Raw genomic sequence first — 15,762 nt, forward strand, 5'->3', positions numbered from 1 at the left:
CACGCCAGTTGCCTTGATACCCGCGCCAGCGCGCTATCGGCTATTGCAGTGTGGTGATTTCCTCGCTGCCATCGGTGCGGCCATAGAACTGCATCAGCTGCACCAGCAATTCGCAGCGGTCGGCCAGCGTCTCGGCTTCGAGCAGTGCCTGCTTTGACGCCGGATCGAACGGCGCGATCTGCGAGACGCCGTTGATCAGCGAGCGATCATCCAACCGCTCGACCGAAGCCCAATCGACCGAATAGCCCTGCATATCGGCAAAGCGACGCGCCTCCCGCTCAAACCCGCCGCGCTGCGCGTGGGAGAGGGTTTCGTCTTCGTCCTCGGCATAGACCTCGGCTTCGATCTGGCGAAAGGCGGTGGCCACATCGAGCTCGCGCACCAGCCGGAACCGCGCCGTGCCTTCGAGGATGAGGTTGTAGCGCCCATCGTCCATCGCCTGCACTTCGCCGATCTTGCCGATGCAGCCGACCGCGTAGAGCGGCGCGCCTTCCACTGCACGCTGCGGCTGGATCATCGCGATCTGACGGTCCCGGATCAGCGCATCGCCTACGAGCGCACGGTAGCGCGGCTCGAAGATGTGAAGCGGCAGCTGCATGCCGGGGAACAGCACGGCGCCGGTCAGGGGAAAGATGGAAAGGCGGCGGGTCATGGTGTTTGCGGTCATCCAAACAATACGCGCGACAGGCGGCGGCGGACGCCGACCACCCATTCGTCTTCAAGGCCGGTCGCCTCGAAGATCTTGAGCAGCTTGGACCGCGCCGCGCCGTCGTTCCACGCGCGGTCGGCGGTGATCATGGCGAGCAAGGTGTCGGCGGCGTCATCGCGCTGGCCTGCGGCAAAGGCGGCCTCGGCAAAAGCGAACTGCGCGTCCATATCCTCAGGCGCGGCAGCGGCGGCGGCGCGCAGGGCGGCAAGCTCGCTGTCGTCGACGCGGGTGCCGGCAAGTTCCAGCGCGCTGCGGGCAGGTGCGATGGCGGGATCGGTGGCGAGGCGCGGGTCGGAATCGATCACTTCCATCACCTGTCTGGCCTGATCGACCTCGCCCAATTGCACCAGTGCGCGCACCAGACCACCGTGGGCGGGGGCATTGTCCTGTGCGAACTCGGTGATCTGCGCGAAGATGCCCGCAGCGCGCTGGGGATCGCCCGCGGCAAGGGCTTCCTCGCCCAGCTTCACGAACTGCGCGATCTCCTCGGGCGAAGGGCCCTGCGGTTCGCCCGTCACCCCATCGGCCGCGCCGCCTTGGATCGGCAATTGCGCCAGCAACTGATCAAGCATCGCCTTCAGCTGCGATTCGCTGCGCGCGGAGGTCAGATCGGCGATCGGCTGGCCCTGGAACATGGCATAGACCGTGGGGATCGAGCGCACCTGGAACTGTGCGGCGATGAACTGTTCCTCGTCGACATTGATCTTGGCGAGCACCACGCCCTTGTCGGCATATTCGCCCGCGACCTTTTCCAGCACCGGGGTCAGCGCCTTGCACGGGCCGCACCATTCGGCCCAGAAATCAAGGATGACGAGCTTGCTCTGCGAAGGTTCGACCACCGCCTTGCGGAAACGGTCGACCGCCTTCTGTTCGTCGATGCTCAGTCCCATGCTGGCCAAGGTATCTGCTCCTGCTGTGTCATTGGACGCCCGCGCGCCATTGGCTCCAATGTGGGGCCTTGCGCCAAGATGTGAAGCGCGGATTTGTGCTGACCGCTGCGCTATACGCGATCAAGCCCCAATCGCGCCAAATTTGCACGAGCCAATGTGCGAATTTAGCGCTTGCAGGTGTGCCAAGGCGCTGCTAATCGCGCCGCCTCTCCGGCAGGAAGCGCGCAACTGCGGCTTTTTGTCAGCGCCAGTGAGCGGGCGTAGCTCAGGGGTAGAGCACAACCTTGCCAAGGTTGGGGTCGAGGGTTCGAATCCCTTCGCCCGCTCCATTACATCCAACAGTTTTGCGAATTTTTGCCTTCGGGCACCGGGCCCTAGGTCACCGGCAAGTCAGCGCGACGGCCTGTTGCGGGCCTGGCGCGATGCGCCGCGCTCAGGCTCCTTCCTTTTTGCTTTGCGCCTGATCGCCAGTTGGCTCCCCTGACGCGTCATTGCTGGCCCCGCGCCTGCGCAGACAGCAGCGATATGATCGCCACCAGCCAAACGACGACGGCGGCAAGAAACACTTTCAATGCAACGTCCAAGACCCCGGCCAGCGCCGCGACAAGCAGCGCAAAGCAGTAGAAATCGCGGCTCGTCAGGTCCTTGAGCAGCCGCGCGTTAGGACTGCCCGCCTCTTCCTGAATGCGTTTCGCGCCATCGAAATGGACGATACCCTCGCGCCGGAAGGCCGAGGTTCCGAGGAGGGCGAGACCGGTGGCCATCACAGCACCCGCGGCCATGCCGACCAGCGCGTCCTCTGCCTGCCCCTGCATCCAGAAGTTGCACCCGGCGCCGGCCAGAAAGGCGACGTTGGTGAAGGCATCAATGATGCTGTCGAGCGAGGCACCGCGCTTCGAAGAGCGGAAGGTTGCCCTTGCAATCTCGCCATCGATCCCGTCGACAACCGACGCGATCTGGAACAGCAGCGCCCCCACCACCAACCCGCCCGGTGTCCCCGTCAGCAAGCTTGCCACCATCGCCAATGCGGTCAGGAAGGTCAGCAAGGTGGCATGGCCGGGACGGATCCAGCCGAGCCGCAGCAACGCCGCCGAGGCGGCCTGCGACAGGGGACGGTTGCAATGGCGCGAGATCATCCCGTCGCCGGGCTTTGCCGTGCCGCGCACGATCGTCTTGGCCGCTCTGCGCAAAGCCATCTCGGGATCATCCGACTGTTCGGGGGCTGCCGCCAAACCCGCCTGCACCGCGAGGATCGTAGCCGCGTCCGGCAGTGCTTCGCCGGGAAGCAGAGTGATGTCGGCAGCTGCCGAGAGTTCAACCGGCAGGCCGGGTGCCAAGCGCATGATCTCTGCGCGCGTCAACGGGGCAAGCGCACCCGAATCGCCCAACACCAGCCGCAGCGGCGTGCCGGGCAGCGCCGCGACATGGGCTTTGGCCAAGCGCGCCGCCGCTGGCACGCCGGCCACCAGACGGTCGGCCGTGCGTGACGACGAGAAGCGATACCCGAGGGGGGATGACATGAGGCCTCGCAGTGCTGCGGAATTGCGCTGGTAAACAGCCGCCTATATGCATCGCCGATGCACGGCAGGGCAACGTCGTCCTGCCGCGGATCCGGTGATACCTTATGACCTCTGCTTCCTCGACCCCGGTGACCGCGCCGCCCGCGCGACCGGCGGAGCTGGAGGATTGGCTCAATCGTCAGGTCTATCACCCCCTGTCGTGGCGGCTGGCGCGCAGACTTGCGTCGACCCGGATAACGCCGGACATGGTCTCGGCTGCCGGTGCGGCGACGATCATGCTGGCCGCTGCAAGCTATGGCCTGATCGCAGCGTCTTGGGGGGCCGTGCTGGGACTACTCCTCCATATGTCTTGGCACGCGCTTGATGGCGCGGACGGCGATCTCGCGCGGCTGACCGGGCGCAGTTCGGCGCATGGCGAGCTGGTGGATGGGATCTGCGACTATGCCGGGCATATCGTCCTCTATGTGACGATGGGGGCGATTGCCGCGGGTCAGATCGGCGGCTGGGGCTGGGCGTTGATGTGGGCGGCGGGGGCCAGCCGCGTGGTGCAGGCCGCGCATTACGAAGGCACGCGGCGGCAATATCAACTGGCGGTCTATGGCACTCCGTGGATGGGGAGCGAGGCCCCTGCCACTGATGCCAAGGGCCGGCGGCATCCCTTCGTCGCCTATTACCTGTGGCTCACCGGCTGGATCGTGCCGCACGGTGCCGCGTTGCGGATGGCAGCGCAATCGCCGGAGACAAGCGCGCCGCTGCGCGAGGCGATGCGGCGGCACGGCCCGGCTCTGCTCGCCCGGATCGGCCCGCTCAGCGCCAATTACCGCACCCTCGCGGTGGGTGCCGCAATGCTGGCGGGGCGGCCGCACTGGTATTTCCTGTTCGAGATCGTGGTTTTGGGCGCCGTCCTTGTCGCCTCCCTCGCCCGGGTGCGGCAGGTGATGGAGGCGGTTCTGATTCAGGCAAGGGCGTCCAATACCTTGCGATAAAGCGCAAGATTGGCCGCGGCGAAGGCCCGCCAGTCAAGCGCGGCCGCGCGTGCCAAGCCAAGCTGACGCAGCGTGGTGGCAAGGGCGGCGTCCTGCGTCACGCGCCGCAAAGCGGCGGCGATCGCAGCCGAATCATGGGGATCAACCAGAAGCGCGGCGCCGCCGGCAACCTCTGGCATGGCCGAGCAATTGCTGGTTACGACCGGACAACCGCATGCCATCGCCTCGGCAACCGGATTACCAAAACCTTCAATGAAAGAGGGATGCAGCAGCGCCGCAGCCCCGCTGTAAAGCTGGACCAGCGCCGCGCGGTCGATCGGCTCCAGCACATGAACCCGGCCATCAAGACCCAGCTCGCGTACGCGCTCCGCAAAAGCCTGCCGCTGTCCGCCGCGTCTTTGCACCAGCACCAGATCAATGTCGGATGATGACCCACATCCTATCGCAAACCCCCGCAGCGCGCCTTCGTGATTCTTGTAGGGCGCGCCCTGCCCGACGATCAGGACATAGCGCCGTCCGGGTGCAACGCCCAATCGCGCCAATGTTTCGGGATCGGGCGACACGGGGTGGAAATCATCGGCAACGCCCGAAGGGGTGACGGCCACACGCGCCGCCGCCTGCGACCAGATGCGGGCAATTTCGGTCCGACTCGCTTCGCTGACTGTCGCAACAACCGCAGAGCGGGTGAGCGCCCGCCGGATGCCATGGCCATAGAAGTGTTGCTCGATTCGGCCCCAGGGCGCCGGATTGCACCATTTCGGATGCGTCAGCCACATCGTGTCATGAATGGTTGTGATCGCGGGCATTGTCAGTCCCCCAGGCAAGATATTGGCTGGTGCATGAAACAGGTCGATCCCGCGCAAGTCGACAGCAAGTGGCAGGTGAAGCAACGTGACCGGACCATTTGCCGGAGCGCGAATAATGACTTCTCGAACATTGGCCGCATTGCTGAGAGGTTCATCGCGAGATGCGTGCCTGAGGAACGTAAATTGGAAGTCAGGCGCCAGAGACGGCAAGTGATGTGCGAGCGCCGCGACAACTTCGCCGATCCCGCTTGGGCGCGGACCGAGATAGCGGCAATCGAGCGCGACATGGGGGCTCCGAAGGGGCGTGCGTACTGGCATTGTTACAGTGACTTCATCCATTTCGGATTAGCTGAATTTTGGCGCGGTTTACCGCAGGTGCGAAAGGCGTGTGGCGGTGTGTCACATACCCTGACTAGGCCGTTTGCCAACGCTTCGGCCACAGCCGGAATGTGGCAGATTTCCGGCCTTTTCACGGGCCAAATGACGTTCATTTCGGATCATTCAGCCGCTTCAAATCTGGCCTCTTTAGCCGCATTTATCCAAGGAAAGGTAACACGACAAAAATTCGTGAGGGTTGACAGACGCTTGCCCTCCATAGATGTATTGCGGGCAATTTAAGGATGTATTGATGAATCGCGTACGAGCAGCAATCGTAGGCGTGGGCAACTGTGCTTGTTCACTGATGCAAGGTAGTGCCTATTATCGGCGGACATTGTCAAGCAACGGTTTAATTCATCAGTCAATCGGTGGCTATCAAGCCAGCGACGTCGATTTTGTTCTTGGAATTGACGTTGATCGCCGCAAAGTCGGCAAACCTCTTGTTGAGGCAATTTTTGCAAGCCCCAACAATACGCAGGTTTTCGAAGCCGATATTGAACCGACTTCGGCGCAGGTCATTATGGGACGTGTGCTTGACGGTGTCGCTCCGCACATGGTGCAGGCTGGCGAGCGCGGCTTCCAGATTGCTGATCTTCCCGAACCCACGCAGGACGACATCGTTGCTGCATTGCGGCGTGAACGGGTGGACGTGCTGATCAACTTCCTCCCGGTTGGGTCACAACAGGCGAGCGAATTCTACATGGAATGCGCGCTTGAGGCCGGTGTTGGCGTGGTCAACGCCATCCCGGTGTTCATCGCCAGCGACCCCGCATGGGAGGCGCGCTTCCGCCAGCGCGGTCTGCCGATCGTGGGCGATGACATCAAGGCGCAGGTCGGTGCCACGATCATCCACCGCGCACTGTCGAACCTGTTCTCGACCCGTGGTGTCACGGTTGACCGAACCTACCAGCTGAACACCGGTGGCAATACCGACTTCATGAACATGCTGGATCCGGCGCGGCTGGCTCACAAAAAGGTGTCAAAGACCGAAGCGGTGCAGGCCGCGCTGGCGCAACGCCTGGATGAAGAGAATATCCGCATCGGCCCGGCCGAATACGTGCCTTGGCAAAAGGACAACAAGATCGCGTTCGTGCGGCTGGAGGGGTCACAATGGGGCGGCGTGGCAGTCAACCTCGAGCTGCGCCTCTCGGTCGAGGATAGCCCCAATTCCGCCGCCTGCGTGATGGATGCGATCCGGTTTTGCAAACTCGCCCGTGATCGCGGCGAAGGCGGAACGCTGATCGCCGAAAGCGCGTATTACTGCAAACACCCGCCGCAGCAGTTGGTGGAAGATGTCGCGCTGGGCCTGCTGGACGCGCGCGCAGCGCCGAGGCTGGACGCCGCCGAGTAATGCGGGACCGATACAACCGCACAACCGTTACAGAATCCCCTGTTTGCAAGCTCCCTGGCTTCTCATCCTCTCTGGCCCAAGGCAGCCCGTCATGAATGCAGTGATCCTCGCGGCCGGATTTGGCAGCCGGTTGTCCGCCATGCGGACGCCCAAGCCGCTTGTCGAAGTCGCCGGTATCAGCCTGCTGGAATGGTCTGTGCGACAGATGGCCGCTGTCGGGGTTACGCGGGCGGTGATCGTTACGGGGCATTGTGCCGACGAGATTGAGGCTCGCCTGCCCGGGATTGCGCAGGTTACCGGCGTGGCGCTCGAGCCATGCCGGATGGCGGACTGGTCGCGTCCGAACGGCCATTCCGTCATCGCCGGTGCCGCAAGGATCACCGGCAACTACCTGCTCGTGATGGCCGATCATCTGCTCAGTGTGGGGCTGCTGCAGCGCCTTGTGACAGACTTTGGCCGCAGTTCCGGTGCGGCTCTGGCAATCGATCGCGGCGTCGATGGGCCCGCGATCGATCCTGCGGATGCCACCTGGGTGCGCTGCCACGGCAACGGCCAGATCGCACAGATCGGCAAGCATCTGAGCCGATATGACGCGGTCGACTGCGGCGCCTTCATTGCCACACCCGATCTCGCCCAATCGATTTCCGATGCGATTGGGGAAGGCGCCAGCGGCAGCCTGTCCGATGGGATGCAACGCCTCGCCGATCGCGGATTGGCAGACACGGTCGATGCGACGGGTGAATTGTGGATCGACGTCGACGATCCGGCGATGCTGGCCTTGGCACAGGCGATGGCGCCCGCCCTGTTGGGGCGCGGCGCGGCACAGCCGATATCGCATCAGGTCGCCGCATGACCACCGCTCAACCCCTGCTGCTTGATTGCACGCGCATGATCGCGCGCTACTGGTCCGGTGCCATGCCGACCGGGATTGACCGTGTCGCTGACGCCTATCGCACGCATTTTGCGGCGCGTGCCCAAGCTGTCATCCAGGTGCGCGGGCGCGCGCGCGTGATGACCCGGGCGCAGTCGGAACGGCTCTTCGCCTTGCTCGACACGCCCGGCGGCGCATTGCGTCAGCGCTTCGCCTCGTTGGCCAGCGGCTTTGCGGCGCTGATGGATGGCGAAGCACGCGGCGTCGGCACCCCGCCTGGCGCGCTGTATCTCAACGTGACCCACACCGACTTCGACCTTGATCGGCATATTGCCTGGGTGCGGTCGGAGAACCTGCGGCCGGTCTATCTGCTGCACGATCTTATCCCGATCGAGCATCCGCAATTCACGACGCCCCAAAAGGTCAACCGGCACAACGGGCGTGTCCGCCGCGCCCTTGAGGCGGCAAGCGGCATCATTGCCAATTCGCGCGTCACGGCCAGCGCCATCACCGCCTTTGCGCGCAGCGAGGGGCTGGCCCTGCCGCCGATCCTTGGCGCCCCGCTCGGATCGCCCCGCCTGCCTGAACGGCCTGCTCTTGCGGCGATGGAGCGAGCAAGCTTTGTGTGCGTCAGCACCATCGAACAGCGCAAGAACCATATGTTGCTGCTCAACGTGTGGCAGCGCCTGATTGCCCGCTATGGCGAGAGCGCGCCGCGGCTGGTGCTGATCGGGCGGTGGGGTGTCGGTTCGCAGGCGGTGCGCCAGCGCTATCTGTCCGATCCTCAGCTGCGCCGTTTCGTCACGATCCACACCGGGTGCACCGATGCCGAGGTGGTCCAGCATGTGAGCGCAGCGCGCGCGCTCTTGGCGCCTTCGCGAGCCGAAGGTTTCGGCCTGCCGGTGGTCGAGGCGCTATCGCTCGGCGTTCCCGTTATTGCCAGCGACCTGCCGGTGTTTCGCGAAGTTGGCGGCACCGTGCCGACCTTCCTTGCTCCTGATGCGCCGGAAGAGTGGCTGCGCGTGATCAAGGACTTCATGACCGATGGAGCGGAGCGGAGCCGCCAGATGGCCGCCTTGGCGGCATGGTCCGCCCCGGATTGGCGCGATCATTTCGGTCTGGTGGAGGAATGGCTCGAGACCCTCCCCGTGCGCCGCGCCGCGGATTGTGCCCCGCTGGTCGCAGCCAATGACACCGCGGCACGTTCGGATTTGGCTCGGGGGTTGGCATGACCCAGATGAAGCCTATTCTTGATCCCGTGCTGACTGACCCAGAAGGACCGCATGGCGCACCCGGCGCTGATCACGATGCGCCTGCTCGCCGCAGCCTGCTGTCGCGGCTGAAGGCGATCGATCCGCTGTTCGCGGCGCTGGTGATCCTGCCGACTCTGATTGCCAGCCTCTATTTCGGTGTCTTCGCCAGCGAGGTCTATGTCTCCGAAAGCCGCTTCATCGTGCGCAGCCCGTCGAAACCCAACCTGTCACCGCTGGGCGTGGTGCTGGGGGGCGGCAGTCTGGTGGGCGCTAGCGAGGAAAGCGAAGCCGTCACCGAGTTCCTGAGTTCGCGTCAGGGCCTCGCTGCCATCAATGCCGATGGTTACGCAACCCGCGCATGGGGCAACCCGTCGATCTTCTGGTTCGACCGGTTCGGCAGGTTCGGCGCGGATACCGGCGAAGACCTGTTCGAATACTATCTCGACAAGGTGTCGGCCGAGGATTCGACCACGACCATGGTCACGGTGCTGTCAGTGCAATCCTTCGACCCGCAGACCGCGCGGGCGATCAACCAGCGGCTGCTCGAAAAGTCCGAAGAGCTGGTCAATGAATTGTCCAACCGGGCACGGCGCGACGCCATTTCCTTTGCCGAGGCCGAACTTGCCCGCTCCCGGCGGGAAGCACAGGAGGCCGCGCTGGCGCTTGGGACCTTCCGCGATCGTGAAGGCCTGATCGATCCCGAATTGCAGGCCAGTGCCGGGCTACAGATGATTTCGAAGCTTCAGGACCAGCTGATCGCGGCCCAGACCCAGCTGCTGCAATTGCAGACCTATACGCCGCGGGCATCGCAAATCCCGTTCTTGCGCACGCAGATTCGCAATCTCGAGCGCGAAATTGCCGATCAGACCACGCAATTGGCGGGCGGACGGGGTTCGCTGTCTTCGGCTTCGGTGCGCTATCAGGAGCTGAAGCTGGCGTCCGAATTTGCGGAGAAGCAACTCGGCATCACGCTGTCGGCCTATCAGGAGGCGCAGGCAGAAGCTCGACGCAAACAGGCCTATGTCGAGCGGATTTCGAATCCGAGCCTGCCCGACGATTCTGCCTATCCACGCCGTTTGCGCAACATCCTCGCCACCTTCGTGCTGGGCCTGCTGGCCTGGGGTGTGGTCTCAATGCTGCTGGTCGGCATTCGTGAGCACAGGGATTGAGCATGGCAAGCGCCGCCCGGGATTCGCTGATCGCCAGCCTTGGGGTGCAGCGCCGCGTGCTGGGCGCGCTGCTGATACGCGAGATGCTGACGCGCTACGGGCGGCACAATATCGGCTTTCTTTGGCTGTTCGTCGAGCCGATGATCTTCACCCTCGGGGTGACAGCGCTGTGGACCGCAACCAAATCGGTGCACGGCAGCGACATCCCGATCGTGGCCTTCGCACTTACGGGTTATTCCAGCGTGCTGCTGTGGCGCAATATGCCGGGCCGCTGCATCGGCGCGCTCGAAGCCAATCTTTCGCTCATGTATCACCGCAACATCAAGCCGCTGGATATTTACCTGGCGCGTCTGATGATCGAGTTTTCGGGCGCGACGATCTCATTCTTCACCCTGTCGCTGTTCTTCATCCTGATCGGCTGGCTTGAACCACCCGAGGATTTTCTGGAGGTCGTCGGGGGCTGGCTGCTGATCGCCTGGTTCGGCGCGGCGCTCGCAATCGCATTGGGGGCGGTTTCGCAGGAAAGCGAGCTGGTCGAGAAACTGTGGCATCCCGCCTCCTACCTCCTGTTCCCGCTCTCCGGCTCGGCGTTCCTCGTCTCGGCGTTGCCCCCTTACGCGCAGCAGGTCGTGCTTTACATTCCGATGGTGCATGGCGTCGAGATCGTCCGTGAGGGCTTTTTCGGCAGCCGTGTGGAGGCCATCTACGACCTCTCATACGTAATCCCCTTCTCGCTGGTGATTTCCGTCGTGGCGCTGATGCTGGTGCGATGGAGCGAAGGCCGGGTGGTTCCCGAATGACCGCGCAAGGATTGATCGAAGGCGCGCTGCACCGGCAGGCGAGCATAGTGGGTGGCGACGCCACCGGGGTCCTGCGCGTGACCGATCTGCACAAGACCTATCCGACCCGGTTCGGCGACAAGCAGGTTCTGAAGGGCGTCGACTTCGAACTGCGGCGGGGCGAACGGCTTGGCATCCTTGGTCGCAATGGCGCGGGCAAGTCTACCCTGATCCGCCTGGTCAGCGGCGCGGAGAAACCCACGTTAGGCAAAATCGAGCGCACCATGTCAGTGTCATGGCCGCTGGCATTCGGCGGCGCTTTCCAGGTGATGCTGACGGGCGTGGACAATATCCGGTTCATCAGCAGGATCTACAATCAGGATTTCGAACGCAACCTGGCCTTCGTCGAGGAATTCGCCGAGCTCGGTCCTTACCTGCGCGAACCAGTGCGCAGCTATTCCTCGGGCATGCGGGCGCGGCTGGCTTTCGCCATTTCCATGATCATCGAGTTTGACTGCTTTCTGATCGACGAGATTGCATCGGTCGGGGACGCGCGCTTTCACGAGCGCTGCAATCACGAATTGTTCGAGAAACGCGGCGACCGGGCGATGATCATCATCAGCCACGATGCCGCGTATGTCCGTGACAATTGCAACCGCTGGGCGATCCTGCACGAGGGCGAATTCGTCCCGTACGACGATTTTGAGGTCGCCTATGCCATCTTCAAGGATCTGATCGGGTGGAAGCCGCCGGTGGGCTGGTCTCCGCACGAACCGACGACAGCCTAAGAAACGGGATCATGTTGGGCCTCTTCAAAACTGCTACCCCTGTTGCCGATCCGGTGCCGACGCTGCGCGACCCGCGTTCGCAGGCTTGCACCCAGGCGCAGATGGAAGAGCCTGCCTATGCCTATTGGTGCGCGGCGATCGGCGAAGTGCCGCGCCATCATCGCAAGCAGTGGGAGTTCTGTTACATCCTGCAGGCGCTGGCCCGCACCGGCAAGCTGGCCCCGGACATGCGCGGGCTCGGCTTCGGCGTCGGTGAGGAGCCACTCGCCGCCCTGATGGCGCAGCGCGGCGTAGAAGTGCTGGCAACCGATCTTGACCAGTCCCGCGCCGCGGCGCTGGGTTGGGTCGACACCGATCAGCACGCCGCCGGCAAGGCCGCGCTCAACAACCGCGCGCTGTGCGATCCGGACAGTTTCGCACGCCTTGTCGATTACCGCGTGGTCGACATGAACCATGTGCCGTCCGATCTCGCCGGGCGGTTCGATTTCTGCTGGTCGGCCTGCGCGCTTGAGCACCTTGGTTCGATCGCGAATGGGCTGGCCTTCATCGAAAAGTCGATCGCCTGCCTCGTCCCCGGGGGCGTGGCGGTGCATACGACCGAGTTCAACTGCTCGTCAGACGGTGACACGTTGGACCATGCTTCCACCGTCCTGTTCCGGCAGCGCGATTTTCTGCGCCTGGCAGACCGCCTGCGCGCGCGCGGCCACCGGATCGATCTGACCTTCGATCTCGGGGACCAGCCGCTCGACCGACATATCGATATGGCTCCCTATTCTGCCGACCGGCACCTGAAACTCATGATTGAAAAGTGGGTCACCACCTCCTTCGGCCTGATCATTCAGAAGGGCGGGGCCTGATCCATGAACTTATCGCAGATCGCCAATGCTCTTCACGGGGGATTGTCGGGCAATGTCATCGAGATAGCCGATCAGGGGGGCGAGGAATGAAGACCAGAAAGGACATGTTCGCCCTAGCGCGGCGCGGTACGGTGCGGGCGGGAGCCGGGACTTCAGTGCCGGGCAGAACGTCGTCAGTGTCACGAACAAGCCGTCAAGATCTGCTTGAGTCGTCGCAGAGGGCGGCTCTTAGTGACGCACGTTTTCTTGAGCATATTGAGCGCGGTGACCGAGCCCGGGATGTTCGAAACTGGCTTGAGGCCGAGGCTGCTTATGCGGCCGCACTTGATCTGTATCCTTATGAGCGCAGTTACTGGACCCAGCTGGGTCACATGGCAAAAGAACAGGAAGCCTTCGTCAGGGCCGAAAATGCCTACCGCACGGCCTGTGCGCTGGGAGCGGCACCGCAGGATGTCGATCCACACCTGCGATTTGTGATGGCGCGGCAAGGTCTTGAAGAACATCGCCACCCAATCCTCCATTACAAGACCGGTCCGCAGCCGCAGCATGTGCCGGGCCGACCAGATGTTCTTGCCTGCGGCCGCCTTTTGTGGGGTGCGCTAGGAATGGATGATGAGGATATTGCCCGCTTCTTGCGCGGTTGCGCGACTCTTGACGAGCTGATGGCGGCGATGATCCGTGATCCGCGGTTTGAGCGGGCTAATCGCTCGTGGCTTGAACTCGTGCGAGAGGAAGAGCTGTGACCCGCTTTCTTTCTGACGCCCAATCACCGTCTGTTTCGGTGGTGATAAACACACTTAACCGTGCCGAACTGCTTAATGATGCAATTACCGGCGTGATGCAGCTCGATTATCCGCATGTCGAACTGGTAGTGGTCAACGGCCCATCAACCGATAATTCCGAAGACGTGTTGGCGAGCTGGCAGGGGCGGATCAAGCATCTGCGCTGTGATGTGCCCAATCTGTCAGTCTCACGCAATGTCGGGATCGAAGGCGCGGCGGGCGAGATAGTTGCCTTCCTCGATGATGACGCCGTGCCCCATCCACACTGGCTGCGCTATCTCGCGCGCAGTTTCGCCGATCCGTCGATCGGCGGGGTTGGCGGTTTCACAGTCGATAATACCGGAGTGCGCTGGCAGGTGCGCAAGACGGTGTGCGATCGTTTCGGCAATGCCTATTTCCCGTCGGATTCCTTTGACGAACGGGTTCTTAACTGGCCTGGCACCCCGCTCTATCCCAGCCTGCTCGGCACCAACTCCAGTTTCCGCATGTCCGCGCTACGCGAAATCGGCGGGTTCGATCATACCTTCGCCTATCTGCTCGACGAAACTGACGTCTGTCTGCGGTTGGTCGATAGCGGGTGGAACGTTGTCTATGAACCGGCTGCGATGATCTTCCACCAGTTCGCCGCCAGCCACATCCGGTCCAGCACACGCAAAGCCAAAACGCTTTATCCCTCCGTTGTCAGCAAGACCTATTTCATCAACCACCATGGCCGGGCCGATGGCTACGGCAAGGTGGCTCAGGCGCTTGAGAGTTACCGGACCGAGCTGCTCAGGTCCAATGCCTGGCTTGAAGAGCATGGCGACATTTCGTCGCTCCACCGTCAGGCGCTTGACAGCGATGTCGAGGCCGGGACCGAAGCGGGAATAGAAGCGAGCAGCCGCGCGCTGCTCGAGCGCAAGACCCGAGGGGACTTGGCAGCCAGCCCCGCGCCGGAACCGTTTCTTGCATCCACGATGCCGCGCCCGCTGCGGGTGGTTCTGGTGTCGCAAGGCCTGCCGCCTGACAACGAGGCCGGGATTGCCCGCTGGACGATGTTGCTGGCCGAAGGTCTGCGCGAGGCTGGGTTGGCCGTCCATATCATCACCCGCGCTCGAGACCTGCCCAGCCGCCGCTTCCGCGACGGCATCTGGTTTCACAAGATCACGGCTGCCGCCGAGGACGCCGATGCGCTGGCGGCGACCTACCGGGTGCCTCGCAGCGGGGTGGCCGACTGGATGGCCGGCGTGATGCGGGAAATCGACTTCCTCAAGACCTTCGGGGTCGACCTAGTGTCCTTCCCGATCTGGGATCTGGAGGCTTTGCCAGTGCTCGACGATCCCGATGTGGCAAGCGTCCTGAGCCTGCACACCAGCTACAAGTTGGCACGTCCGTTCAAGCGGGAATGGACATCCCGCATCATCTACGGTCGCAGCTTTGTCGAGCCAATGATCGAAGCCGAGCGGGCGGCACTTGTCCGCGCGCCGCACATCCTTGCCAACAGTCGCGCAGTGATCGACCAGATCGAAAACGAATATGACGTTTCACTAGGGGAGCGGGCGCGGATTGTGCCGCACGGTACGCCCGATATCCTCGACCTGCTCGGCGTCACGCTGGACGACAAGTTGGCCCGCCAGCGCAAGGGCGAGCCACTACGCGTCCTGTTCGCCGGACGGTTCGAGCCGCGCAAAGGCTATGACCTCGCGCTGAAGGTCGCGGCGCATCTGCGAAGTGATGCGCAATTGTGCTTCGATTTCGCCGGAGCGAACCCGGATGCCGCCCTGCTTAGCCGCATCAAGGCAGAATATGGCATCGACCCAGTGCGCGAAGGGGGCATCCGCTTCCACGGGGAGGTTGATCGCGCGGCGCTCGAACAGCTCTATTTCGACGCTGATATTGTGATGATGCCGAGCCGGTTCGAATCCTTTGGACTTGTCGCGATTGAAGCAATGTCTGCGGCGACCCCAGTGCTCGCACTTGCGACCGGCGGGCTGGCCGAGGTCATAGAGGAAGGTGTCTCGGGCTATTTGTTTTCCAGTGAAGATGCATTTGTGAACGGCGCGGTGCAGCGTCTTCGTGTGCTTGCAAGCGACCGCGCAGGGCTCGGGCGGCTCGCAGAATCCAGTCACCGTGCTTTCTCTACGCGCTTCTCGGACACGATAATGGCGCGCGACGTGGCCGAATATTACCGCAGCATTCTCGCGAATTCAGGAGGCAACGATGATTGATGCCGGATGGCTGCTTCAAGCGGCGATGATGGCCGAAACGCCAATATCTGGGCACGACGCGAACGACCTGGCGCAAGAACTTGGAGACGATCGCGAGGTCCTGCCGTGGCTGCTTCTTTCGCAGAGTGGATTTTCCGGCTGGCCGGCAACACGGGCAGCACTGGCCGAGGCGAGTAAGGCGGTTATCCGTCCGCGGGCGCTTACGCAGACCGCCCGCGGCGGATTGCCGCAGGAACAGAACGAAGCGTGCAAGGACGCTCAGTTACGCGCCATTACGGCCAGTCAGGAAGCCGATCGCTGGGCGGTGGACGACACGATCCGCGTCCGCCAGCGCATTTCAAGCCGCGCGCGGCCCAACGACTTTATTACGATGATTTAAACATACTTGAGGTCGCACCATGTATTATACATCATCT

The 15,762-nt window shown here is 63.1% G+C and carries 15 protein-coding genes and 1 tRNA gene; 12 read left to right on the plus strand and 4 right to left on the minus strand.

Annotation, left to right across the window (positions count from 1 at the left end; all coding sequences use genetic code 11):
- Nucleotides 1-40: 40 nt before the first annotated feature.
- Both ACLBKT_RS12625 and ACLBKT_RS12630 read right to left on the minus strand, forming a co-directional pair.
- On the minus strand, nucleotides 41-652 hold the full coding sequence (locus ACLBKT_RS12625) for an LON peptidase substrate-binding domain-containing protein (RefSeq protein WP_410183264.1): 612 nt from the start codon (nucleotides 650-652) through the stop codon (nucleotides 41-43).
- 11 nt (nucleotides 653-663) lie between these two features.
- Nucleotides 664-1,599: a tetratricopeptide repeat protein gene (locus ACLBKT_RS12630; RefSeq protein ID WP_410183689.1), complete on the minus strand. Its 936-nt coding sequence runs from the start codon at nucleotides 1,597-1,599 to the stop codon at nucleotides 664-666.
- A 254-nt stretch (nucleotides 1,600-1,853) separates the two neighbouring features.
- Between ACLBKT_RS12630 and ACLBKT_RS12635 the strand changes: the two genes are divergently transcribed.
- A tRNA-Gly gene (locus ACLBKT_RS12635) sits at nucleotides 1,854-1,928 on the plus strand.
- Between the two features lie 159 nt (nucleotides 1,929-2,087).
- Here the strand turns inward: ACLBKT_RS12635 and ACLBKT_RS12640 are convergent.
- Nucleotides 2,088-3,119 carry a CDP-alcohol phosphatidyltransferase family protein gene (locus ACLBKT_RS12640; RefSeq protein ID WP_410183265.1) on the minus strand — a complete coding sequence of 344 codons (1,032 nt, stop codon included), beginning with the start codon at nucleotides 3,117-3,119 and terminating at the stop codon, nucleotides 2,088-2,090.
- A gap of 104 nt (nucleotides 3,120-3,223) precedes the next feature.
- Here ACLBKT_RS12640 and ACLBKT_RS12645 point away from each other — a divergent pair, with 104 nt between their 5' ends.
- Entirely contained in the window at nucleotides 3,224-4,105 is an 882-nt protein-coding gene (locus tag ACLBKT_RS12645) for a CDP-alcohol phosphatidyltransferase family protein (protein ID WP_410183266.1), read from the plus strand.
- On the opposite strand, the gene ACLBKT_RS12650 is transcribed toward ACLBKT_RS12645, so the two are convergent.
- On the minus strand, nucleotides 4,075-5,250 hold the full coding sequence (locus ACLBKT_RS12650) for a glycosyltransferase family 4 protein (RefSeq protein WP_410183267.1): 1,176 nt from the start codon (nucleotides 5,248-5,250) through the stop codon (nucleotides 4,075-4,077). The genes ACLBKT_RS12645 and ACLBKT_RS12650 overlap by 31 nt on opposite strands.
- A gap of 289 nt (nucleotides 5,251-5,539) precedes the next feature.
- On the opposite strand from ACLBKT_RS12650, the gene ACLBKT_RS12655 reads away from it, so the two are divergent.
- From ACLBKT_RS12655 to ACLBKT_RS12700, 10 genes are all read left to right on the plus strand, one after another.
- Nucleotides 5,540-6,640, plus strand: a complete 1,101-nt coding sequence (locus tag ACLBKT_RS12655) for an inositol-3-phosphate synthase (RefSeq protein WP_410183268.1) — start codon at nucleotides 5,540-5,542, stop codon at nucleotides 6,638-6,640.
- A gap of 91 nt (nucleotides 6,641-6,731) precedes the next feature.
- A complete protein-coding gene (locus tag ACLBKT_RS12660) occupies nucleotides 6,732-7,493 on the plus strand; it encodes an NTP transferase domain-containing protein (RefSeq protein WP_410183269.1) in 762 nt (253 codons plus the stop codon).
- A complete protein-coding gene (locus ACLBKT_RS12665) occupies nucleotides 7,490-8,743 on the plus strand; it encodes a glycosyltransferase (protein ID WP_410183270.1) in 1,254 nt (417 codons plus the stop codon). The genes ACLBKT_RS12660 and ACLBKT_RS12665 overlap by 4 nt, the downstream gene beginning before the upstream one ends.
- A complete protein-coding gene (locus tag ACLBKT_RS12670) occupies nucleotides 8,740-9,933 on the plus strand; it encodes a hypothetical protein (RefSeq protein WP_410183271.1) in 1,194 nt (397 codons plus the stop codon). Before ACLBKT_RS12665 ends, ACLBKT_RS12670 begins: the two co-directional genes overlap by 4 nt.
- Before the next feature lie 2 nt (nucleotides 9,934-9,935).
- Nucleotides 9,936-10,733, plus strand: coding sequence for an ABC transporter permease (locus ACLBKT_RS12675; RefSeq protein ID WP_410183272.1), 798 nt, complete (start codon nucleotides 9,936-9,938; stop codon nucleotides 10,731-10,733).
- Between the two features lie 11 nt (nucleotides 10,734-10,744).
- A complete protein-coding gene (locus tag ACLBKT_RS12680) occupies nucleotides 10,745-11,500 on the plus strand; it encodes an ABC transporter ATP-binding protein (protein WP_410183273.1) in 756 nt (251 codons plus the stop codon).
- Between the two features lie 11 nt (nucleotides 11,501-11,511).
- Nucleotides 11,512-12,357: an SAM-dependent methyltransferase gene (locus ACLBKT_RS12685; RefSeq protein ID WP_410183274.1), complete on the plus strand. Its 846-nt coding sequence runs from the start codon at nucleotides 11,512-11,514 to the stop codon at nucleotides 12,355-12,357.
- Between the two features lie 86 nt (nucleotides 12,358-12,443).
- Entirely contained in the window at nucleotides 12,444-13,100 is a 657-nt protein-coding gene (locus ACLBKT_RS12690; RefSeq protein WP_410183275.1) for a hypothetical protein, read from the plus strand.
- 38 nt (nucleotides 13,101-13,138) lie between these two features.
- Nucleotides 13,139-15,346 (plus strand): glycosyltransferase, encoded by a 2,208-nt coding sequence (locus ACLBKT_RS12695; RefSeq protein WP_410183690.1) that lies wholly within the window; start codon nucleotides 13,139-13,141, stop codon nucleotides 15,344-15,346.
- Nucleotides 15,339-15,725, plus strand: a complete 387-nt coding sequence (locus ACLBKT_RS12700) for a hypothetical protein (RefSeq protein WP_410183276.1) — start codon at nucleotides 15,339-15,341, stop codon at nucleotides 15,723-15,725. The genes ACLBKT_RS12695 and ACLBKT_RS12700 overlap by 8 nt, the downstream gene beginning before the upstream one ends.
- Nucleotides 15,726-15,762 lie beyond the last annotated feature (37 nt).

The organism is Erythrobacter sp. W302b, from assembly GCF_046452395.1.
Lineage (GTDB): Bacteria > Pseudomonadota > Alphaproteobacteria > Sphingomonadales > Sphingomonadaceae > Erythrobacter.